The 21,144-nt window shown below is 69.5% G+C and carries 16 protein-coding genes; 7 read left to right on the forward strand and 9 right to left on the reverse strand.

Translation table 11 applies throughout. The features are described 5' to 3' along the window. Window positions 1-3: 3 nt before the first annotated feature. Together BLT59_RS07905 and BLT59_RS07910 are read right to left on the reverse strand one after the other, a co-directional pair. The gene (locus tag BLT59_RS07905) at window positions 4-798 is read right to left on the reverse strand and encodes a YoaK family protein (protein WP_091778240.1); all 795 of its coding nucleotides are present in this window, start codon (window positions 796-798) and stop codon (window positions 4-6) included. A 69-nt stretch (window positions 799-867) separates the two neighbouring features. After that, on the reverse strand, window positions 868-1,815 hold the full coding sequence (locus BLT59_RS07910) for a class I SAM-dependent DNA methyltransferase (RefSeq protein WP_091778242.1): 948 nt from the start codon (window positions 1,813-1,815) through the stop codon (window positions 868-870). Between the two features lie 68 nt (window positions 1,816-1,883). Between BLT59_RS07910 and BLT59_RS07915 the strand changes: the two genes are divergently transcribed. The 4 genes from BLT59_RS07915 (at window position 1,884) to BLT59_RS07930 (ending at window position 6,054) form a co-directional block, all read left to right on the forward strand. Then, window positions 1,884-2,939: a ligase-associated DNA damage response exonuclease gene (locus tag BLT59_RS07915; RefSeq protein ID WP_091778244.1), complete on the forward strand. Its 1,056-nt coding sequence runs from the start codon at window positions 1,884-1,886 to the stop codon at window positions 2,937-2,939. Further along, on the forward strand, window positions 2,936-4,654 hold the full coding sequence (locus BLT59_RS07920) for a cisplatin damage response ATP-dependent DNA ligase (RefSeq protein ID WP_091778246.1): 1,719 nt from the start codon (window positions 2,936-2,938) through the stop codon (window positions 4,652-4,654). Before BLT59_RS07915 ends, BLT59_RS07920 begins: the two co-directional genes overlap by 4 nt. Continuing rightward, window positions 4,651-5,118, forward strand: a complete 468-nt coding sequence (locus tag BLT59_RS07925) for a secondary thiamine-phosphate synthase enzyme YjbQ (RefSeq protein ID WP_091778249.1) — start codon at window positions 4,651-4,653, stop codon at window positions 5,116-5,118. The genes BLT59_RS07920 and BLT59_RS07925 overlap by 4 nt, the downstream gene beginning before the upstream one ends. A gap of 144 nt (window positions 5,119-5,262) precedes the next feature. Next, window positions 5,263-6,054 (forward strand): flagellar hook basal-body protein, encoded by a 792-nt coding sequence (locus BLT59_RS07930; protein WP_091778251.1) that lies wholly within the window; start codon window positions 5,263-5,265, stop codon window positions 6,052-6,054. A gap of 10 nt (window positions 6,055-6,064) precedes the next feature. Here the strand turns inward: BLT59_RS07930 and BLT59_RS07935 are convergent, their stop codons facing one another. From BLT59_RS07935 to BLT59_RS07945, 3 genes are all read right to left on the reverse strand, one after another. Further along, window positions 6,065-7,600 (reverse strand): efflux transporter outer membrane subunit, encoded by a 1,536-nt coding sequence (locus BLT59_RS07935; protein ID WP_091778253.1) that lies wholly within the window; start codon window positions 7,598-7,600, stop codon window positions 6,065-6,067. A gap of 143 nt (window positions 7,601-7,743) precedes the next feature. Further along, window positions 7,744-10,893, reverse strand: a complete 3,150-nt coding sequence (locus BLT59_RS07940) for an efflux RND transporter permease subunit (protein ID WP_091778255.1) — start codon at window positions 10,891-10,893, stop codon at window positions 7,744-7,746. A 16-nt stretch (window positions 10,894-10,909) separates the two neighbouring features. Continuing rightward, window positions 10,910-12,232, reverse strand: coding sequence for an efflux RND transporter periplasmic adaptor subunit (locus tag BLT59_RS07945; RefSeq protein WP_091778540.1), 1,323 nt, complete (start codon window positions 12,230-12,232; stop codon window positions 10,910-10,912). A 293-nt stretch (window positions 12,233-12,525) separates the two neighbouring features. Between BLT59_RS07945 and BLT59_RS07950 the strand changes: the two genes are divergently transcribed. From BLT59_RS07950 to BLT59_RS07960, 3 genes are all read left to right on the forward strand, one after another. Continuing rightward, window positions 12,526-13,533 (forward strand): CobW family GTP-binding protein, encoded by a 1,008-nt coding sequence (locus tag BLT59_RS07950; RefSeq protein ID WP_091778258.1) that lies wholly within the window; start codon window positions 12,526-12,528, stop codon window positions 13,531-13,533. A gap of 109 nt (window positions 13,534-13,642) precedes the next feature. Further along, window positions 13,643-14,914 (forward strand): O-antigen ligase family protein, encoded by a 1,272-nt coding sequence (locus BLT59_RS07955; protein ID WP_091778260.1) that lies wholly within the window; start codon window positions 13,643-13,645, stop codon window positions 14,912-14,914. A gap of 54 nt (window positions 14,915-14,968) precedes the next feature. Then, the gene (locus tag BLT59_RS07960; RefSeq protein ID WP_091778262.1) at window positions 14,969-18,298 is read left to right on the forward strand and encodes a GAF domain-containing hybrid sensor histidine kinase/response regulator; all 3,330 of its coding nucleotides are present in this window, start codon (window positions 14,969-14,971) and stop codon (window positions 18,296-18,298) included. A 33-nt stretch (window positions 18,299-18,331) separates the two neighbouring features. Here BLT59_RS07960 and BLT59_RS07965 read toward each other — a convergent pair whose 3' ends face one another. The 4 genes from BLT59_RS07965 to maiA form a co-directional block, all read right to left on the reverse strand. Continuing rightward, entirely contained in the window at window positions 18,332-18,646 is a 315-nt protein-coding gene (locus BLT59_RS07965) for a hypothetical protein (protein WP_091778264.1), read from the reverse strand. Next, window positions 18,643-18,954, reverse strand: a complete 312-nt coding sequence (locus BLT59_RS07970) for an EthD family reductase (RefSeq protein WP_091778266.1) — start codon at window positions 18,952-18,954, stop codon at window positions 18,643-18,645. The genes BLT59_RS07965 and BLT59_RS07970 overlap by 4 nt, the downstream gene beginning before the upstream one ends. A 65-nt stretch (window positions 18,955-19,019) precedes the next feature. Then, on the reverse strand, window positions 19,020-20,351 hold the full coding sequence (locus BLT59_RS07975) for an NAD(P)/FAD-dependent oxidoreductase (protein ID WP_091778268.1): 1,332 nt from the start codon (window positions 20,349-20,351) through the stop codon (window positions 19,020-19,022). 128 nt (window positions 20,352-20,479) lie between these two features. After that, window positions 20,480-21,127, reverse strand: a complete 648-nt coding sequence (gene maiA, locus BLT59_RS07980) for a maleylacetoacetate isomerase (RefSeq protein ID WP_091778270.1) — start codon at window positions 21,125-21,127, stop codon at window positions 20,480-20,482. Between the last annotated feature and the right edge of the window lie 17 nt (window positions 21,128-21,144).

Raw genomic sequence — 21,144 nt, forward strand, 5'->3', positions numbered from 1 at the left:
GCTTCAGTGGATCGCGTCGATGACCTCGGCCTTCGGGCTGGCGTCGGGTGCCGGCGACGAGCCGGCGACCAGGGCGCTGCCGGGCTTGGCGATGGTGAGGGCGATCGCGATCAGCGCCAGGATGGCGGCCAGCGCCGCCGGGAACAGGAAAGCCGATTCGCCGTAGCGCATGTCGAGCAGGCCGCCCACTACCGCACCGGTGCTGAGGCCCGCCCAGAGCGGCGCCTGGAGCCAGAAGGACGGCGCCACCGTGCCGAGCAGCAGGTTGGCGCAGCCGGTGCCGAAACGGACCACGGCGCCGGTGACGTAGGTGAGCGCCAGGGAGCGGCCGCCCTCGTCCTGCAGCGTCGCGTTCTGAAGGCCCAGCGCCAGGACGATCGGATAGGCGTGCAGCGGATAGGCGAAGGTGCCCCAGGGCATCAGCAGGCCGCCGGCGAGGAGCAGGGCCTGGAGCGTCAGCAGCACGGCAAGGCGCCAGCGCCCGACCCAGGCGGCGATCAGCGTCCCCAGGAAGGCGCCGAAGCAGAACAGGCAGATGGTGCTGGCGACCCGGCTGACATTCTCCCAGTCGCCATTGGCCACCGCGACGCCGAAGCGCGTGGTGTTGCCCGACATGAACGACATGAACAGCTGCGAGAATTCCAGGAAGCCGATGGAATCGGCGCAGCCCGCAAGCGCGGCCAGGGCGATCGCGAAGGGGATGCGGGTGCGCGGATCGGCCGGAAAGGACTTGTCGGCGGGCGGTTCGGGTTTCCGCTCCGGTATCGCTGCTCCTGTCCGATTGCCGTAATCCGCCATGCTGATCCCCCGATCGAGCGACCGCGCCTAGCCGCGGCCGACTGACAATGGACGAACAGCCAAGCGGTTTCATGCCGCTGTGCGCCGCAACACAACGACGCGCCCCGGTACCGGATGGCCCCCTTCGCGCCGGATTGCGGCGGGACGCGAGGTCAGGATCTCCAAGCCCGCCGCCGCGGCCCTCGCGCCGATATGGGCCTCGGCGTGGGCGTAGCGGCCGTCCTGGCCCAGAACGTAGCCGGGACCATCGTGGGATTGGACCGTGACGGCGCAGAGACCGCCCGGCCGCAGGACCCGGCCGATTCCAGCCAGGAACGCCGCGAGGTCCGCCACGTAGATCAGGACGTCCGCGGCAAGACAGAGATCGGCGGACGATCCGGGCATGTCCGCCAGGGCCGCAATGAGGTCGCCTTCGATCAGGCGGTCATAGAGCGGTCGATCCCGCCACGCCTTGGCCCGCGCCAGCGTCAGCATCCCCGGCGAGAGGTCGATTCCGGTGAGATGACCGATCCGGTCGCGCAGAGCGGCGCCCATGAGCCCCGTGCCGCAGCCGAGATCCAGAGCCACCGCGAAGCGCCCCGGGACACCCGGCAGGGCATCGCGGACGAGCTGCGGGCCTATATAGGCCAGGCCCTCCACGAGGTGGTGCTCGAAACGCGGCGCGTAGCCGTCGAATAGGGCCCGGATATAGGTGGGGGACATGGCCGGGAGGTCGCCGCCGACACCCAGGCGGACGAGATGCGTGCGCACGCCGAGCCCGTCCTCCGGATCGATGTCGAGGGCGTCGGCATAGGCGCGCGCCGCCGCTTCGCGCAGGGCCGGATCGCCGCTGGCGGCGGCCATCGCCGCGCGCGCCCGGCCCAGCAGGAGCCAGGCCGGCGTGTAGCGCGGTGCAAGGTCCAGGACCTGCACGGCGAGGTCGGCGGCGGCCTCGTGGTCGCCCTCGGCCAGGCAGGCCTCGGCGTAGCGATAGCGGCGATCGGCGAGGAGGTCGCCGGAACTGAGCTGCGAGGCCATGCGTCTGCCGGATCGGGGGCGCCTATATACCGGGGCCACCGGCGGACACCACCGGCTGCACGGACCCGATGCCGATAAGCGCCAGCGAACTCCTCACCCTGACCCGCGAGGGTCTCTACTGCCCGCTCGGGCGTTTCCACGTCGATCCGACCTGGCCGGTGGAGCGCGCGCTGATCACCCACGGCCACGCCGACCATGCCCGCGCCGGCCACGGCCAGGTGCTGGCGACACCCGAGACCCTGCGGATCATGGCGGTGCGCTACGGCGCGGAGTTCTGCCGCCAGCGGCAGGAAGCCCGGCTCGGCGAGCCGATCCGTGTCGGCGACGTCACCGTGCGCTTCGCGCCGGCCGGCCACGTCCTCGGCTCGGCGCAGATCGCCATCGAGCGGGACGGGGTCCGGGTGGTGGTCTCGGGCGACTACAAGCGGGCGCCGGATCCGACCTGCCTGCCCTTCGAGGTGGTGCCCTGCGACGTGTTCATCACCGAGGCGACCTTCGGCCTGCCGGTCTTCACCCATCCCGACACGCGGGACGAGGTCCGCAAGCTCCTCGACTCGGTCCGGCTGTTCCCGGAGCGCGCCCACATCGTGGGGGCCTACGCCCTCGGCAAGGCGCAGCGGGTGATGGCGCTCCTGCGGGAGGAGGGCTGGGACCGCCCGATCCACCTGCACGGCGCCATGGAGAAGCTGACGGCGCTGTACAAGGAGGAAGGGGTGCCGCTGGGCGACACGCCCAAGGTCGTGGCCGCCGAGCGCAAGGACCTGCACGGGGCGATCGTGATCTGCCCGCCTTCGTCGATCCAGGATCTGTGGTCGCGCAAATTTCCCGACCCGGTGACCTGCTTCGCCTCGGGCTGGATGCGCGTGCGTGCCCGCGCCCGCCAGAAGGGCGTCGAGCTGCCGCTGGTGATCTCCGACCATTCCGACTGGCCGGACCTGTGCCGCACCATCCGGGACACCGGCGCCGGGGAGGTCTGGGTCACGCACGGGCAGGAGGACGCCTTGGTCCATTGGTGCGGAACGCAGGGCATCCGGGCGAAGCCGCTCCACCTGCTCGGCTACGGCGATGACGGCGAGGTCGAGGGGACCTCAGAGTCGGGATCCGAGGCGGAGGCGGCCGCGTGAACGAGTTCGCCCATCTCCTCGACCGCCTCGCCTACGAGCCGCGCCGCAACGCCAAGCTGCGCATGCTCCAGGACTATTTCGCACGCACGCCCGATCCCGAGCGCGGCTACGCGCTGGGCGCCATGACCGGCACGCTGAGTTTCCGCGAGGCCAAGCCCGCCCTGATCCGGGGGCTGGTGGAGGAGCGGATCGACCCGGTGCTGTTCCGGCTGTCGCACAATTACGTGGGCGACCTCGCCGAGACGACGGCGCTGATCTGGCCGGGACCGGCGGAGGCGCCGCGGGAACCGGGCCCTGGCCACAACAACCCGCCGCCGCAGGTCCCGACCCTGGCGGAGGTCGTCGGGACGCTGGCGACGATCCCCAAGCGCGAGCTGCCCCGCCATCTCGCGGACTGGCTCGACGCCCTCGACGAGACCGGGCGCTGGGCGCTCCTGAAGCTCGTCACCGGCAACCTGCGGGTCGGTGTCTCGGCGCGGCTCGCCAAGACGGCGGTCGGCGCGCTGGGCGGCCACGACGCCGACGCCGTCGAGGAGGTCTGGCACGGGCTGACCCCGCCGTTCGAGACCCTGTTCGCCTGGGTCGAGGGCCGGGCCGCGCGGCCCGAGACCCTGAACCCGGCGCCGTTCCGGCCGCCGATGCTGTCGCATCCGATCGAGGAGGAGGCCGACCTCGAGAAGCTGGAGCCCGCGGCGTTCTCGGCCGAGTGGAAGTGGGACGGCATCCGCGTCCAGCTCGTCGGCGGCCCCGATCGGGCGGGCCACCAGGTCGGAAAGGTCTATTCCCGCACCGGTGAGGACATCACCGGGGCGTTCCCGGATCTCGCCGAGGCCATCACCTTCACGGGGTCGCTGGACGGCGAGCTGCTGATCCTGCGCGAGCGTCGCGTGCAGAGCTTCAACGTCCTCCAGCAGCGCCTGAACCGGAAGGCGGTCACGGCCAGGCTTCTGGAGGAGTTCCCCGCCCATGTCCGCGCCTACGACCTCCTCACCCTCGGGGGCGACGACCTGAGGACCGAGCCCTTCGCGGTCCGGCGGGAGAAGCTGGAGGCGCTGGTGACCCGCCTCGATCACGCGCGGATCGATATCTCGCCGCTCGTGCCCTTCGCCGATTGGGAGGCGCTGGCGGCCGCCCGCGCGGATCCGGCCTCGGTGGGGGCTGGCGAGGATGCCGATGCCATCGAGGGGGTGATGCTCAAGCGCCTCAACAGCCCCTACCTGCCGGGCCGTCCCAAGGGACCGTGGTGGAAGTGGAAGCGCGAGCCGCACATCGTCGACGCCGTGATGATGTACGCCCAGCGCGGGCACGGGAAGCGCTCGTCCTTCTACTCGGACTACACGTTCGGGGTCTGGCGGGCGGCCCCCGAGGGCGGGGACGAGCTGGTGCCGGTCGGCAAGGCCTATCACGGCTTCACCGACGCGGAACTGGCCAAGCTCGACCGCTACGTCCGCAACAACACCACCAAGCGTTTCGGCCCGGTGCGCGAGGTCGCCCATGGCCGCGAGGCGGGCCTCGTCCTGGAGATCGCCTTCGAGGGCGTGCAGCGCTCGACCCGGCACAAGTCGGGGGTGGCGATGCGCTTCCCGCGGGTCAGCCGCATCCGCTGGGACAAGCCGCCCGCGGAGGCCGACCGGATCGACGTGCTGGAGCGCATCCTGGCCCGGGGCGAACGGGAGATCGCCCCGGGGGCGACGCTGATGGAGACGTCCGCATGAAGCAGGGCAAGATCGGTCCGGTGGAGACGATGGCCGCAGGTCCGGTGCAGCGGCATGCGAGCGGGCGGCTGACCATCGCGACCGCGGGTCCGGGCTTCACGGATTTCACAGCCGCGGTGGCTGGGTTCGTGCGCGGCAGCGGCATCCGGGACGGTCTCGTCACGGTGTTCTGCCGGCACACCTCGGCCTCGCTCACCATCCAGGAGAACGCCGACCCCGACGTCCAGACCGACCTGATGGCCGCTCTGGACGGGTTCGCGCCGCGGCATGCCGGCTACGTCCACGGCGCCGAGGGGCCGGACGACATGCCGGCCCATATCCGCACGATGGTGACCGATTCGGCCCTGACCATCCCGCTGATCGAGGGCCGGCTGGCCCTCGGCACGTGGCAGGGGATCTACCTGATCGAGCATCGCGACCGGCCGCACCGACGGGAGATCGTGCTGAGCGCGATCGGGTCGTGACGCGTCCGCCACCACCGCTCCGCGCGCCTCGCCGGCGCCTTCGGCCCAGCAACACGCGGTCACACACCGTCGGTTAACCATGTCGGGCTCTTATCGGTCTCCGTCGGAGCGGGGACCGTGCCGCTCCGGCGAACGGAGACCCCGATGGGCCTTTTCACCGCGCTCTCGAACTCGATTTCCGGCGCCTCGGCGCAGTCGCTGGCCCTGAACAACATCTCGGGGAACATCGCCAACACCCAGACGGTGGGCTTCAAGTCCACCGAGACGAGCTTCGCCGACATGCTCGCCGAGACCGACCGCAGCACGCAGCTGGCCGGGGGGGTTGCGTCGAACACGCGCAACAGCCTCAACATTCAGGGTTCGATGCAGTCGACCGGCGTCTCGACGAACCTCGCCATCTCGGGCAACGGCTACTTCATCGTGAAGCAGAATACCGGGACGCCGCAGAGCCCGACCTTCAGCGGCGACACGGGTTACACCCGGCGCGGCGACTTCGCTCCGGACGCCAGCGGCTATCTCAGCAATGGCGCGGGCTACTACCTGTTCGCCGGTCCCTCGGCCACCGCCCCCGTCCAGGTCCCGACCGGCGCCAACACCTTGGGAAGCCTCGCGGTCTCGCCCGCCGGTACCTTGACGGGCACGGCCGCCGACGGCAGCTCCGTGGCCCTCGGCACGCTGCAGCTGGCGCAGTTCGGCATGCAGGACAACCTCGCTTCGCTCGACGGCGGCACCTACGTCGCCACCGGCAAGTCGGGGACGCCGAGCTACGGCCTCAACGGCGCGACCATCACGGCCGGCTCGGTGGAGCAGTCGAATGCCGGGATTTCGGATCAGTTCTCGAAGATGATCGAGACCCAGCAGGCCTACACGGCCAACACCAAGGTCATGAGCACGACCGACCAGATGCTCCAGGACGCGATCGCGATGTACTCGTGATGCCGCCCCGTCACAGAAATTTCAGCGGGTCCTTCTCGGGCGGGGGCGGTGCCACGTCGGCGCGGTTCCACCAGCCGCCGCCCAGCGCCACGAACAGGGCCGCGGTGTCGGCATACTGGGTCGCCCGCGCCGCGGCCGAGGTCACGAGCGCCGACAGGTAGCCCTGCTGGGCGATCAGCACCTGCGAGGAGGTGATCGCCCCCGCCGTGTACTGCTTGCGGATCAGCCCGAGGCTCTGGTTCGTGGCGCTCACCGCGGCGTCGGCGGCAGCCACGGCCTTCGCGTCGGCCTGGAGCGCCCGCAGCGCGTCCGCGACGTTCTGGAAGGCGGTGATCACCGTCGCCTTGTACTGCGCCTGCGCCTCCGTCAGCGACTCCTCGGCGGCCCGCTGGCGCCGGAACAGGGTCCCGGCATCGAAGATCGGCGCCGTCGCCTGACCGATGATCGTGAAGAACGCCGCCCCCGGACTGGTCACCTGCGCGATCCGCGTGGCGCTGGAGCCGCCCGTGGCGGTCAGGCTGAACTGCGGCAGGCGGTTCGCCACCGCGACGCCGACATTGGCGCTCGCCTGCTGCACCAGGGCCTCCGCCGCCTTCACGTCGGGCCGCTGCTGCACGAGCCGCGAGGGCAGGCTCACCGGGAGCCGGGTCGGCAGGCGCAGGGCAGCGAGGTCGAAGGTCTCGGAGACCTCGTCGGAGGGCAGGCGTCCTGCCAGCGCGGTCAGAAGGTTGCGCTGCTGCGCGAGCGCCTTCTCCAGCGGCGGCAGAAGCTGCTGCGACAGCGCCAGCGCCGCCTGCTGCTGCACCACGTCGGCCCCTGCGATCTGACCCAGCGACAGCTGCTTGTTGTAGAGCTGCAGCACCTCGGTCTGCGCCTGGATCACCTTGCGGGTCGCGTCGATCTGCGCGCGCAGCGAGGCTTCCTGGATCGCGGCGGCGACGACGTTGGCAGTCAGGCTCAGATAGGCCGCTTCCAGCTGGAAGCGCTGGTTCTCTGTGGTGGCCTCCAGGGACTCAATCTGCCGCCGGTTCCCGCCGAACACGTCCGGATTGTATGAGACCACCGCCTGCGGCGTGGACAGGCTGTAGAGATACTGGTTCTGGTTGTTGAGGGGCGATTGCAGGTCGAGGCCGGGCGCCAGCGCCCCCTGGATCTGCGGCGTCGCGGTCAGGCTCGGGTAGAGCGTGCCCTTCTGGGCGAGCACGTTCTGCTGCGCCACCCGCAGGGAGGCCTGCGCGGCCTCAAGCGACGGGTTGTTGGCGAGCGCCTGCTCCACGAGGCGGTTCAGCGCCTTCGAGTGGAACAGGGTCCACCACGAGCCCGGGATATCGGCGCCGGAGACGAAGCTCTGGTCGGCCGAGCCGCCCTGCCGGGTCCGGATCTTGTCGGCCGCGGAGGGGTTCTGCAGCGGTTCCTTGGTGTAGCGGCCGACCGGCGGAGTCTCGGGCGCCACGTAGTTCGGGCCGACCGCGCAGGCCGACAGGCCGAGGGAGGCCGCCAGCCACGCGGTCGCCCGTCCGCACCGTCTCGGCGCAAAGCTCACCATCCCGCCCCCGAAAACCGCACCTTCGTAGAGCGGCGCGACCCGCTGCCAAGTCAATCCGACCATCCCCAGATGGCGCGCGCGGCGAGTAGGTTGTGGCGCTCCTGCAACGGGCGACGCCACGGTCCGCGCGATCCTGAACCAGCTCACGCGGCGGCCCGATGCGCGGGCCGCGCCTGGGCGTGCGGGTTCGGGCGGCGTCGGGAGAACAGGGAGATCAGCACCGGGACGATCACGAGGATCAGGTTCGGCGCCAGGATGATGCCGCCCACCACCACGAGCGCCAACGGCTTCTGCACCTGCGAGCCGATGCCGGTGGAGACCGCGGCCGGCAGCAGGCCGACGCAGGCCGCCACGCAGGTCATCATCACCGGGCGCATGCGCACCACGGCGGCGTGCCAGACCGCCTCCTGCCGCTTCCAGCCCTCGTCGAGCAGCTGGTTGTAGTAGGCGAGCAGGATCACGCCCTCCATGGTCGAGATCCCGAACAGCGCGATGAAGCCGATCGCCGCCGAGATCGAGAACGGCGTACCGGTCAGCGCCAGGGCGAAGATGCCGCCGATCATCGCCATCGGGATGACCGACAGGGTCAGCAGCATGTCGGCCACCGACGAGAAGTTGATGTAGAGGAGCAGCGCGATCAGCAGCAGCGTGATCGGCACCACGAGGCTCAGCCGGGCGGCCGCCTCCTTCAGGTTGGTGAACTGCCCGACCCATTCCAGCCGGTAGCCCGGCGGCAGGTCGACCGCATCGGCGACCTTGCGCTGGGCCTCAAGCACAGCGCTGCCGAGGTCGCGGCCGCGCACCGAGAACTTCACCGGAATGTAGCGCTGCTGGTCCTCGCGGTAGATGAACGAGGCGCCGGAGACGAGATCGACGTCGGCGATCTCGGAGAGCGGCACCTGGATCACGCCGCCGTTGGGGTTCTGGGCGCCGACCGCGATGTTGCGGATGCCCGCGAGCGACGAGCGGTACTCCTTGGCGAGCCGGACCCGCATCGGGAAGTGGCGGTCCGAGCCGTACTCGTAGAGGTCGCCCGCGGTCTGGCCGCCGATCGCCGCCTGGATCGTGGTGTTCACGTCGCCGATCGACAGGCCGTAGCGCGCTGCCTTGTGGCGGTCGACGTCGATCCGCACCGTCGGCTGGCCGAGGGATTCGAACACCGACAGGTCGGTGACGCCCTGCACGGTGGCGAGCGCGGCCTTGACGGCGTTGGCGGTCTTGGTGAGCTGCGCGAGGTCGTTGCCGTAGATCTTGACCGAGTTCTCACCCTTCACGCCCGAGGCCGCTTCCTGGACGTTGTCCTCGATATACTGCGAGAAGTTGAACTCGATGCCGGGAAATTCGGCCTCGAGCTTCTTGCTGAGGTCTTGGATCAGCGTCTCCTTGTCGAGGCCCTTGCGCCACTGGTCGATGGGCTTGAGCGGCGCCAGGATCTCGACGTTGAAGAAGCCCGTGGCGTCGGTGCCGTCGTTCGGGCGGCCCTGGTGCGATAGGACGGTGGTGACCTCCGGGACCTCCTGGAAGATCTTGCGCATGCGCTGGACGTAGGCGTTGCCGGCCTCCAGCGAGATCGAGGACGGCATCGTCCCGCGCACGTAGAGGTTGCCCTCCTCGAGCCGCGGCAGGAATTCGAGGCCGAGATTGCGGGCCGTGAGGCCCGAGACCAGCAGCACCGCCAGCATCACGGCGATCGCCAGGACGCGGTTGCGCAGGCCGAAGCGCAGAGCCGCCTCGTGGCCGACGCGCAGCACCCGCACGATCAGGGTGTCGCGCTCCTCGAGCTTCTTCGGCAGCATCAGGGCCGAGAGCGCGGGTGAGACCGTGAAGGTCGCGAGCAGGCCGCCGAGCAGCGCGTACGCGTAGGTCTTGGCCATCGGGCCGAAGATGTGGCCCTCGACGCCGGTCATCGTGAACAGCGGCAGGAAGCCGACGATGATGATCGTCGCCGAGAAGAAGATCGCCCGGTTCACCTCGCGGCCCGCGATCGCGATGGTGCCGAGCCGGCCCGTCAGGCCGTCGGGCGGATCCTCGCCTTTCACGTGGTCGGGCTCGGCGATGTGGCGGAACACGTTCTCCACCATGATCACGGTCGCGTCGACGATCAGACCGAAATCGATTGCGCCGAGCGACAGCAGGTTGGCCGAGTCGCCCCGCACCACCAGGATCAGGATCGCAAAGCCGAGCGCGAACGGGATCGTGGCCGCCACGATGATCGCGCTGGTGAGCGAGCCGAGGAACAGCCACTGCACCACGAAGACCAGCACCACGCCGAAGACGAGGTTGTGCATCACCGTGTGGGTGGTGGTGTGGATCAGGCCCGAGCGATCGTAGATCCGCTCGATCTTCACGTCGGGCGGCAGGATCGTGGAGCTGTTGATCTTGTCGATCTCGGCCTCGACCCGCTCCAGCGTCGGCAGGCTCTTGCCGCCGCGGGTCATCAGCACGATGCCCTCGACGATGTCGCGCTGGTTGTCGTGGCCGACGATGCCGAGGCGCGGGGCGTTCGACACGCGCACCTCCGCCACGTCCCGCACCAGCACCGGGGTGCCGTTGACGAGGCTGATCATCGTGTCGCGAATGTCGTCCATGTCGCGGATCAGGCCGATGCCGCGCACCACCGCCGATTGCTGCCCGACGTTCAGCGTCTGGCCGCCGACGTTGATCGAGGCGTTGTTCAGCGCGGTGGTCAGCTGCACCAGGGTCAGGCCCTGGGCCTGGAGGCGGTTCAGGTCGACCGCGACCTCGTACTCCTTGGCCCTGCCGCCGAAGGCCGTGACGTCGACGACGCCGGGGATCGCCTTGAACCGGCGCTGCAGCACCCAGTCCTGCAGGGTCTTCATGTCCATGGGCGAGTAGCCCGCCGGGCCGACGAGCTTGTAACGCATGATCTCGCCCACCGGGCTCGTCGGCGAGATCTGCGGCGTGGCGCCGTTGGGCAGCGCCGGGGCCTGCGACAGGCGGTTGAGGACCCGCTGCAGCGCCTGCTCGTACGTGTACTCGTAGTTGAACTGGACCTTCACGTCCGAGAGGCCGAACAGCGAGATCGTCCGCACAACCTGGGCGTTCGGGATGCCGGCGAGCGCCACCTCCAGGGGAATCGTGATGTAGCGCTCGATCTCGTCGGCGGACTGGCCCGGATTCTGGGTGATCACGTCGACGAGCGGCGGGACCGGATCCGGGTAGGCCTCGATGTTGAGCTGCGTGTAGGCGCCGTAGCCGACGCCGAGCATCACCACGAACAGCAGCACCACCAGCACGCGCTGGCGCAGCGAGAAGGCGATCAGGGCGTTCATCGGACCGGATCCCCGCTCAGGACGCCTTGTCGCCGGTGGCCGCCCGGTCGATGAACAGGGCGCCCCGGGTGACGACCTGCTCGCCCGCGCGCAGGCCCTGGACGACCTGGGCGTTGTCGCCGTTGATCAGGCCGAGCTTGATGTCGCGCGCCTCCACGGCCCCATCGGGCCGCGCCACCCAGACATGGGTGCGGTCGCCCTCGTACACGATGGCGGCCACCGGCACGCTCGGGCTCGGCTCGCCCTTGCCGGTGATGATCGTGTAGGTGGCGAACATCTCCGGGCGCAGCAGCCGGTCCGGGTTGTCGACCTCGCTGCGTACGGCGAGCCGGCGGGTCGCGGGATCGAGGCTGGAGGCCATGTAGTTCACCCGGGCCTTGAACACCCGCGCGCCGAAGCCTGCCACCTTCGCCTCGACCTCCTGGCCGATGCGGATCCTTGGGATCTCGCTTTCCCGGACATTGGCCACGAGCCAGACCGTCGAGAGGTCGCCGATCACGAAGACGGGGTCGCTGGAGGCCGAGAGATACTGCCCGATGCCGACCTTGCGCTGGACGATCGTGCCGGCGATCGGCGCGCGGATCTGCGTCTCGGCGCTCATCGTGCCCTTCTTCTCGAAGGCGGCGATCTCGGCGTCGGTCTTGCCCAACATGCGCAGGCGGTTCTTCACCGCGTCGAGGGCGGCCTCGGCGGTCTTCAAGTCGCTCTGGGCGGCGATGACGTCGTTCTGGGCCGACTGGTAGTCCTTCAGCGCCGTCGCGTGGGCCTGGAACAGCTCCTGCTGGCGCTGCGCGATGGTCTGGTCGAGCTTCAGAAGCGCCTGCTGCTTCTGGAGGTTGTTCACGGCGGCCTGGTAGTCGTTCTGCGCCTGGACCATGTCGGTGGCCTCGAGCGTCAGCAGCACGTCGCCGGCCTTCACGTCGTCGCCGGCGCGGACCAGGACCTTCGTCACCCGGCCGGCATAGGGCGAGACCACCGGGACGTTGTCGTCGTCGTTGAGGGCGATCCGTCCCTCGGCGGAGCCCTCGGGCCGGAACACGAGGTTGGCGACCGGCAGGATCTCGAAGGCGGCGCGCTGCTCCTTGGTGGGCCGGAACACCCGCTCCACCGGCCCGGCCTTCTCCACATCGATGCCCGGGTCGGGGTTGCCCGACGCGAACAGCCCGGTCAGCGCGGCGACGAGGTTCGAGGCGGTCTCACGGGTTCTCTCGGGGAACGCAAACGCCACGGCCAACGCGACAGCGAGCAGGACGGCAACGACCAGGAGGCCGGTCCACCGGCCCCTGCGTGCGGACAGGGTGACGGCCTCGTCCTGGTCCAGCGGATTTCGGGCGTCCATGCGGATGATCTTCTGGGTCCGGGCCAAGAGACCGGGCTGATTGACGAGAGTACGAGTCGTGCCAGGACGACGCCTACATCAATGCGATCGCTGGTGCTTTTCTATGGCGCGCCGCGGGATGATTCCTGCAGCACCGCGTGCCTAGAGCAAAGTTTGTCAGACAGGCAATCGATCCGGCGCCTCAGTCGCGAAACCGTGTGGCCCCGTCTTCCTTTGACGGAGTTTGTTACAATATGACAACGCTCGTGGGTCCAGACCCGCTCGATCCCGCATCTGTCAGCGAAGAACCCGTCATGTCCGATACGAGCAACGCTTCAGCCCAGGCCGCATCCGGCTCAGCCGCTGGCAAGATCCCGGTCACCGTGCTCACCGGCTATCTCGGCGCGGGCAAGACCACGCTCCTCAACCGGATCCTCACCGAGAATCACGGCAAGCGCTACGCCGTGATCGTCAACGAGTTCGGCGAGATCGGCATCGACAACGACCTCGTCGTCGGCGCGGACGAGGAGGTGTTCGAGATGAACAACGGCTGCGTCTGCTGCACAGTGCGCGGCGACCTGATCCGGATCATGGACGGGCTGGTCAAGCGCCGGGGCAAGTTCGACGCGATCATCGTCGAGACCACCGGCCTCGCTGACCCGGCCCCCGTGGCGCAGACCTTCTTCGTCGACCAGGATGTCGGCGAGGCTGCCCGCCTTGACGCCGTGGTGACGGTGGCCGACGCCAAGTGGCTGTCCGACCGCCTGAAGGATGCGCCGGAGGCCAAGAACCAGATCGCCTTCGCGGACGTGATCCTGCTCAACAAGAGCGACCTCGTCTCCCCGGCCGACCTCGACCGCGTCGAGGCCGAGATCCGCACGATCAACCCGCTGGCCAAGCTCCACCGCACGCAGAACTGCGCGGTTCCCCTCGACGCCGTGCTGGAGCGCAACGCCTTCGACCTCGACCGCATCCTCGACGTCGAGCCCGACTTCCTGGAGGCGGGGCACCACCACCATCACGATTCCGACATCCGGTCGATCTCGGCAAAGATCGAGGGCGAGGTCGATCCGGACAAGTTCATGCCCTGGATCTCGAACCTGACCCAGTCGCAGGGTCCGGATATCCTGCGGTGCAAGGGGATCGTGGCCTTCCCGAACGAGCCGAAGCGCTTCGTCTTCCAGGGCGTGCACATGATCCTCGACGGGGACGTGCAGGGCGACTGGGGCAAGGACGAGAAGCGCGTCTCGCGGGTGGTGTTCATCGGGCGCAATCTCGATCCGGCGGCGATCACCGAGGGCTTCGAGGCTTGCCGCGCCTGAACGGGCGGCGCCTCCCGGGCGCCCCGCGACGGGAAGGCGATTCTCAACGTTTCCATGGCATCACGGACGGCGCGGGCCCGCGTAACCGGCCCGTGGAGCCCGCGTATCCATGGCCCACACCGCAGCGCCCGCAGGCCCGGTCCCGTCCGGGTCGGCGGGCGGTTTCCCGCTCATCGTGGCCATCGAGGGGCTGGCCAAGGCGCTGTTCGCGGCGTTCATCTTCTTCGCCTGCTTCGCCTTCTCCGAGACCTCCCCCTACGACGCGGTCGCGATCCCCACGATCCTGCTCTGGCTCTGCCTCGGCGTGCGGCTGCACCGCGGGGCGGTGCCCCTAGTCGCGCTCCTCCTGCTCTACCTCGCCGCCATCGTCATGGCGCTGATGCCGTACCTGAATGAGGATTTCCCGGTCACCTGGACGGTGCAGCTGATCTACCTCTCGGTCACCTGCATCTTCTTCGCCATGTTCTTCGCGGACGACACGCACGCCCGGATGGAACTGGCGCTCAAGGCCTACACGGCCAGCTGCGTATTCTCGGCGGCTCTGGGCATCGTCGGCTACCTACAATGGCTCGGGATCGAGGACCTGTTCTACAAATACGACCGAGCCTCGGGCACCTTCCAGGACCCGAACGTCTTCGGCTCGTTCCTGACGCTCGGCGCCCTCTACCTGATGCACGGCCTGCTCACCGGCACCACCCGCCGCCCGCTCGTGTCCCTCGTCGGCCTGCTGATCATCGTGGCCGGGATCTTCCTGTCGTTCTCGCGCGGCTCCTGGGGCGGAAGCGTCGTGGCGGTGCTCCTGATGGTGGGGTCGGTCTATGCCGGCAGCGCATCCCCGCGCCTGCGCCGCCGCATCGTGCTCCTGACCCTCGGGACGATCGTCCTCGGCACCGTGGCGGTGATCGGGCTGCTCTCGGTCGACCACGTGCACAAGATGTTCGAGACCCGGGCGGCCCTGACCCAGGACTACGACCAGGGCGAGACCGGCCGCTTCGGCAACCAGATCCGCGGCTTCGCCATGCTGCTCGAGCGGCCGTTCGGGATGGGGCCGATGCACTGGCGGCTGACCTTCGGGCTCGAGCCGCACAATTCCTATATCGGCTCCTTCGCCAATGGGGGCTGGCTCGGGGGCGCGGTGTTCATCGGCCTCGTGGTGACGACCGGCCTCGTCGGGTTCCGGCTCCTGGCGCGCCCGTCGCCGTTCCGGGCGCATGCCCAGATCGTCTGGCCGGCGCTGCTGATGTTCTTCCTGCAGGCCGTGCAGATCGACATCGAGAAGTGGCGCCACGTCTACATGATGCTGGGCATGGTCTGGGCGCTGGAGGCCGCGCGGTTACGCGCGGGCGGGCTGCAGGCAGGTGCGCTTGAAACGCGGCGCTAGGCGCGGCATCGCTCGGCTGCGGCCGAGCTGACGATCCGCACCCGAGGACGATACGTGAACACACAGCCGGACAACGAGGCCGACCGGCTCGAGGCGCTCAACGCCCTCGCCATCCTCGGGACTCCGTCCGAGCCGCATTTCGACGCGGTCTGCCGAACGGCCCGCCGCCTGTTCGGCGTGCGCACCGCGTTCGTGGCCTTCCTGGACGACGAGCGTCAATGGCTCAAGACAGCCTGCGAGGCTATGCCCACCACGATGCGGCGGGAGGAGAGTTTCTGCCAGCACACGATTCGGAGCGACGCCCTACTCGTTGTCCCCGACGCCCGGCGCGATGCGCGTTTCCGCGACCTGCCCGTCGCTGCTGCCCCGCATGGGATCAGGTTCTACGCGGGTATCGCCTTGAGCCTTCAGCCCGGTCTGCGGATCGGAACCCTCTGTGTCGCCGACCCCGAGCCCCGTGCCGGCTTCTCGCCCGAGGACGCGGCCGCCTTCCGCGACCTGGCCGAGATCGTCGTGGCGCATCTGCGCCTGACGGAGGCCAATGTGCGGCGCGACCGGGAGATCGAGCAGGCGGCGACCCGCGAGGCGCTGATCCGGGAGCAGCACCGCGAGATCAACGCCAGGGCCAGCGCCCAGGAGGCGGCGGACCACCAGCTCACCATGGCCGAGCAACTCGCCAGCGTCGGGAATTGGCGTGTGGAACTCGCGAATGGTCAGCCGGTCTGGTCGGCCAGCCTGTACGCAATCGCTGGCCGCGACCCCGCGACGCCGCCGCCGCGCCTCGACGCCTTTTCGCAGCTCTATCATCCCGATGACTGCGCCCGGCTTGAGGCGATCGTCGCCGACGCGATCGCCCGCAGGGAACGGTTCGAGTTTGCGGCCCGGCTGCTGCGGCCCGGCGGCGAAATCCGCGACGTGGTCGTCCGCGGCATGGCCCGGGGGGAGGGCGAGAGCGCCGGCCTTTCCGGCGTGCTGATCGACGTGACGGAGCGTCGACGCGCCGAGGACGAGGTCCGCCGCAGCGAGCTTCGCTATCGCGGCCTCGCGGAGGCGCTGCCGCTCCTGGTCTGGACCATGCGGGTCGGGGACGGGCAGGCGACCTACGTCAATGCGCAGTTCCAGACCTATTACGGACCAATCGGCCCCGAGCGCGCGGAGCGCCTCGTCCGAAATCATCCGGGGGATGCCGCCGCCATGGAGGCGGCCTGGACCCGAGCGGTCGAGACCGGCACAGGGTACAGCGGTCAGTGGCGGATCCGGCGCCATGACGGCGTCTACCGGTGGCACAAGCTCTCTCTGATCCCGATCCGCCTCGATCCGGCGGACGGCGCGGTGGCAGAGTGGCTCGGGACCGCGCTCGACATCGACGACATCATCACGGCGCGGCTCGCCGTCGAGGAGGCCCGTGGCCTGCTCGGCATTGCCCTGGACGCCGCCGAGGCCGGTACCTGGGACTGGGACATGCGCACCGGTCTGGCCGTCCTGAGCCCCGAGAGCGCTCGAATGTACGACCTGCCGGATACGGGCGCCGCCCACACGATCTCGGCTTCCGACTGGACGGCGCTGATCCATCCCGAAGACGCCGCCGATGTCTGGACCGAGATCCGGCGGGCCGTCGAGTCCGGCACCGGCTACGCGGCCGAATTCCGCGTCGGCGCGCGCTGGCTCTACGCGCGCGGGCGCACGCTCTGCGGGGCCGAGGGGAACCCGCAGCGCATGGTCGGCCTCCATCTCGACATCACCGAGCGCAAGGCGGTCGAGGCGGCCCTGCGCACTGCCACCCGGGATGCGGAGGCGGCCCGCACCGAGGCGGAGCGCGCGAGCGCGGCCAAGAGCGAGTTCCTCGCGGCCATGAGCCACGAGATCCGTACCCCGCTCAATGGCATCCTCGGCTATGCCGAGCTGTTGCTCGATGGCGATGCGATCCAGAGCGAGGACAGGCGCCGCCTCGAGCTGATCCAGAATTCCGGAGCGGCGTTGCTCACGGTCGTCAACGACATCCTCGACTTTTCGAAGATCGAGGCGGGCGAACTTACCCTCGATCCGGTCACCTTCCCGCTGGTGTCGATCGTGGACGGCACAGTCTCGATCATGCGGGGCAGCGCGCTCCATAGCGGCCTCGCCATCGAGGCCCGGATCGATCCGGCCGTGCCGACCTTGGTGATCGGCGACGCCGGACGCCTGCGGCAGGTTCTGCTCAATCTCCTGAACAATGCCGTGAAGTTTACCCCCGCGGGTTCTGTCACCGTGACCGTGCAGCGGGAAGGCGACGGCATCACTCCCGACGGCCGGCCCGGCGACGCGATCCGGTTCGCCGTAGTCGATACCGGCATCGGCATCGCGCCGGCACAGCAGGACCGGCTATTCAAGCGGTTCAGCCAGGTCGATGGGTCGATCAGCCGGCGCTTCGGCGGCACCGGCCTCGGTCTCGCGATCTCCCGACACCTCGTGACACTGATGGGTGGCGAGATCGGAGTCGAGAGCCGCGAGGGGGCGGGCTCGACCTTCTGGTTCCGGCTCGTTCTGCCCCGGGGCGAGCACGGCGCCGAGACCATGAGGATCCAGGCCGATGCGGGCGCGGCGCTGCGTCCGCCGCGGGCTTCGGTGGCCGGGGATGTGCCGAGTGCAGCGCTTCGGCTGCTCCTCGTCGAGGACGTGCCGCTCAACCAGGAACTCGCCTGCGCGGTGCTGGAATCCCAGGGTTATAGGGTGGATGTCGCCGGGGACGGCGCCGAGGCGATCACGGCGGTGGGGTCATCGGTCGCGGCCGGTCGAGCCTACGATCTCGTGCTCATGGACGTCCAGATGCCCCGCGTCGACGGGCTCACGGCAACCCGCCGCATCCGCGCGCTGGCGCCGCCCGCCTGCGATATCCCGATCGTGGCCATGACCGCCAACGTGCTGCCCACGCAGATCGAAGAACTGCGCGAAGCCGGGATGGACGATTATGTCGGCAAGCCGTTCCGGCGAGCGGACCTCTTTGCCACGATCAGCCGCTGGACGACCCCGGGGGCGCGCCGCCCGGCGCGGACCGACGGTCCGTGCACTCTGCCGGACATCGATTCCGCAGTTCTCGATGCGGCGGTGCTCACCGACATGAGGGCGAGCTTCGGCTCCGACCGGGTGGGAGCGCTGCTCGATCTCCTGGCCAACGAGCTGTCCGAGCGGTTCCGGCCGAGCGAGACCGACCGTCTTCAGATCGCCCACGACGCGCACGCCCTGGTGGCGGCCGCCGGGCTCCTGGGCTTCGTCGGCCTGTCGAGCCTGTGCCGCGAGGTCGAGGCTGCCGCCCATGCGGGCGCCGACCTGATGCCGCTGATCCGCCGACTGGAAATCCAGCGGGCAACGGCGCTCCGCGCCATCCGGCAGCTGCGCGCGGCCTGACTCGGAGCGGCGCCCGCGGGCGCCGCTTCTCCTTCAAAGGTCTTCCGCCTCGTTGGTCTCGGACAGCGGGTCGCCGGTCCAGGTCGTCGCGAACGCAGCCAGCTCCCGCGCGTCGCCGAAGGCCGCCACGGTGACCTCGCGTTCGGCTGGCTCCGCGCCCGGGTAGGGGGCGAGCAGGATCCGCACCCGGGCGAGCCGGCCGCTGGGCGCCTTGTCGGCGATCCAGGCTCGCGCCTCCGGCGTGAAGCGCTCCGGGCCGTCGAGGGCCCGGGCGTCAGTGCGCAGCACGACCACGTAGGTGCCGAGGCTCGGATCGGCCTCCTGTACGGCCTTGACGATGTCGATCACGGGCTTTCCGCAAAGTCGTTGATCTGGACCTGAGCCTGGGCCGCCGTGAAGTTCGGGATGTCGGCGAAGATCTCCTCGCCATGGGCCGCCACGGCCTTCTTGAAGGCGTCGACCGACTCGAAGGTCAGCAGGGCCATCACCTGGAACGGGGCGGTGCCGCCGTCCGGCGTGCCGGCGCCCTTGACGACCTTCGCGTCGTGAAGGCCGAGGGAGGACCAGCGCTCGCGCACCAGCGGCATATGGTGGCCGAGATAGTAGCCCATGTCGAAGCTCGGGCCGGCCGGATACATCACGCTTACCAGGATCATGGCGTTTCCTTCGTGTGTCGCGCCCGGACAGACCGGGCGCTCGTTCTCGGGTCGTACGGCGACGGTCAGTGCAGCTTTACCCGCGGTTCGGTGCGCCGCGTGAGCGCGCGGGCCAGGGTGTCGAGCACCGTCTTAGCCGTGCCGTGGAGCGCCCGCTCGTGCATCTTGTAGAGCGAGCGGTACATCATCCGGGCGAACAGACCTGCAATGAGCATGTTCTTGCCGCGGACGAAGCCCATCAGGCTGCCCACCGTCGAGTATTCGCCGAGTGAGACCAGCGAGCCGAAATCCTTGTACCGGAACGGCTTCAGCGGCTTGCCGTCGATCTTGGCCTGGATCTGGCCGATCAGGTGGCTCGCCTGCTGGTGGGCCGCCTGAGCGCGGGGTGGAACCGGCGTGTCGGAGCCCGCCTCGACCAGATAGGCGCAGTCGCCGATGGCAAAAATGTCGGGGTCGCGGGTGGTCTGCAGCGTCGGCGTCACCACCAGCTGGTTGGTCCGCGTCGTCTCCAGGCCGCCGATGCCCTGCAGGAAGGGGGGCGCCTTTACGCCCGCCGCCCAGACGACCAACTCGGACGGGATGAAGGTGCCGTCCGCGAGCTGCACGCCGTCCGCGCGCACCTCGGTGACCCGCGCCTTCACGCGCACGTCGACGCCGATCTTGTTGAGGAGCTGCAGCACCTCCGCCGAGAGGCGCTGCGGCACGGCCGGCAGGATCCGGTCGGCGGCCTCGACCAGGGTGATGCGGATGTCCTTGCCCGGATCGATCTTGTCGAGCCCGGTGGCGACGACGTGGCGTAGGGTCCGATGCAGCTCGGCCGCGAGCTCCGTCCCGGTCGCTCCCGCGCCGATCACCGTGACGTGGAGCTGACCGGGCCGGACCGGGCCGACCTGCGTGTGCGCCCGCAGCGAGGCATTCACGAGGCGCTGGTGGAAGCGCACCGCCTGGTCCTGGGTGTCGAGGGCGATGGCGTGCTCGGCGACGCCCGGCGTGCCGAAATCGTTGGTGGTGGAGCCCACCGCCATCACCAGCGTGTCGTAGGGGACGGCGCGCTCGGGCGTGACCTCGCGCCCTTCTGCGTCGTAGCTCGCCGCGAGCTGGATGGTGCGCGCTTCCCGGTCGAGCCCGGTCATGCGCCCGATCCGATAGCGGAAGCCGTGCATGTGGGCGTGGTGCAGGTAGTCCACCGCATGGTGGCCGACGTCGAGGCTGCCGGCTGCCACCTCGTGGAGTAGCGGCTTCCAGATATGCGTCCGGGCACGATCCACGAGGGTGATGTGCGCGCGCTTGCCGCGCCCGAGCTTGTCGCCGAGCTTCGTCACCAGCTGGAGGCCGGCAGCGCCACCGCCGACAACCACGACACGATGCAGGCCGGACTCGTTCTCGACGGATGCCATCGACACTCTTTCTTCCCCGGACCGGGATTAACCGCCGGCCTCCTTACACGGCCTGGGTTGCCGAATTCCACATCCCCTTGCCGCGGCTCCACGTCACGAGCGCCAAGTCACGAGCGAGCGGAGCGCGATCACGCCGACGGTGCGCCCGGTTGACGCAACGGGTGTGCCTCCGCGACTGCGGGAAGGGCGAGGCAAGCCTGCGCGATTCGCGCGACCGTCGGGTAGGCGGAGGTATCGATACCGAAGATGCCGGTCCCGACCCAGAGGCTGACGAGGCAGAGGTCGGCATGGCTCACCGAATCTCCCTGGCAGAACCGTCCTGTCCCCGGCTCGGTGGCGAGCCGCGTTTCCAGGGTCCTGAGGCCGGTCTCGAAGGCGTTGCGCAGGAAATCCAGCATGCGCTCCCGGGGCAGGCCGTAATGCTCCATCAGGAAGGTTCGCACGCGGGGCACGTAGAGCGGATGGGTATCGCACGCGACCACCTGCGCCAGCGAGCGGGCCCGGGCCCGCCCCCGGGGCTCCTCGGGCAGGAGGCGCACGCCGCCTCTCGTCTCCTCCAGGTAGTCGAGGATCGCCAGCGACTGGGTGAGCGGCGGCCCGTCGCCGTCGAACAGGGCCGGCACCGCGCCCTGCGGGTTGATCGTGCGGAATTCCGGCTTGTGCTGGTCGCCCGCATCGAGGTCGATGAACGTCTCCTCGTAGGGGATGCCCTTCAGCTTCAGGGCGATCCGCACCCGGAAGGCTGCGGCCGAACGCCAGTTGCCGTACATGTGCATGAGGGAGCGATCTCCGA

The sequence above is a fragment of the Methylobacterium sp. UNC378MF genome, assembly GCF_900103195.1.
In the GTDB taxonomy this organism is placed as follows: domain Bacteria; phylum Pseudomonadota; class Alphaproteobacteria; order Rhizobiales; family Beijerinckiaceae; genus Methylobacterium.

What these genes read in the sequence shown, in the direction of transcription:
- BLT59_RS07905 (WP_091778240.1), bottom strand. Translation starts at nt 798, where the DNA reads ATGGCGGATTACGGCAATCGGACAGGAGCAGCGATACCGGAGCGGAAA.
- BLT59_RS07910 (WP_091778242.1), bottom strand. Translation starts at nt 1,815, where the DNA reads ATGGCCTCGCAGCTCAGTTCCGGCGACCTCCTCGCCGATCGCCGCTAT.
- BLT59_RS07915 (WP_091778244.1), top strand. Translation starts at nt 1,884, where the DNA reads ATGCCGATAAGCGCCAGCGAACTCCTCACCCTGACCCGCGAGGGTCTC.
- BLT59_RS07925 (WP_091778249.1), top strand. Translation starts at nt 4,651, where the DNA reads ATGAAGCAGGGCAAGATCGGTCCGGTGGAGACGATGGCCGCAGGTCCG.
- BLT59_RS07930 (WP_091778251.1), top strand. Translation starts at nt 5,263, where the DNA reads ATGGGCCTTTTCACCGCGCTCTCGAACTCGATTTCCGGCGCCTCGGCG.
- BLT59_RS07935 (WP_091778253.1), bottom strand. Translation starts at nt 7,600, where the DNA reads ATGGTGAGCTTTGCGCCGAGACGGTGCGGACGGGCGACCGCGTGGCTG.
- BLT59_RS07940 (WP_091778255.1), bottom strand. Translation starts at nt 10,893, where the DNA reads ATGAACGCCCTGATCGCCTTCTCGCTGCGCCAGCGCGTGCTGGTGGTG.
- BLT59_RS07945 (WP_091778540.1), bottom strand. Translation starts at nt 12,232, where the DNA reads ATGGACGCCCGAAATCCGCTGGACCAGGACGAGGCCGTCACCCTGTCC.
- BLT59_RS07950 (WP_091778258.1), top strand. Translation starts at nt 12,526, where the DNA reads ATGTCCGATACGAGCAACGCTTCAGCCCAGGCCGCATCCGGCTCAGCC.
- BLT59_RS07955 (WP_091778260.1), top strand. Translation starts at nt 13,643, where the DNA reads ATGGCCCACACCGCAGCGCCCGCAGGCCCGGTCCCGTCCGGGTCGGCG.
- BLT59_RS07970 (WP_091778266.1), bottom strand. Translation starts at nt 18,954, where the DNA reads ATGATCCTGGTAAGCGTGATGTATCCGGCCGGCCCGAGCTTCGACATG.
- BLT59_RS07975 (WP_091778268.1), bottom strand. Translation starts at nt 20,351, where the DNA reads ATGGCATCCGTCGAGAACGAGTCCGGCCTGCATCGTGTCGTGGTTGTC.
- maiA (WP_091778270.1), bottom strand. Translation starts at nt 21,127, where the DNA reads ATGCACATGTACGGCAACTGGCGTTCGGCCGCAGCCTTCCGGGTGCGG.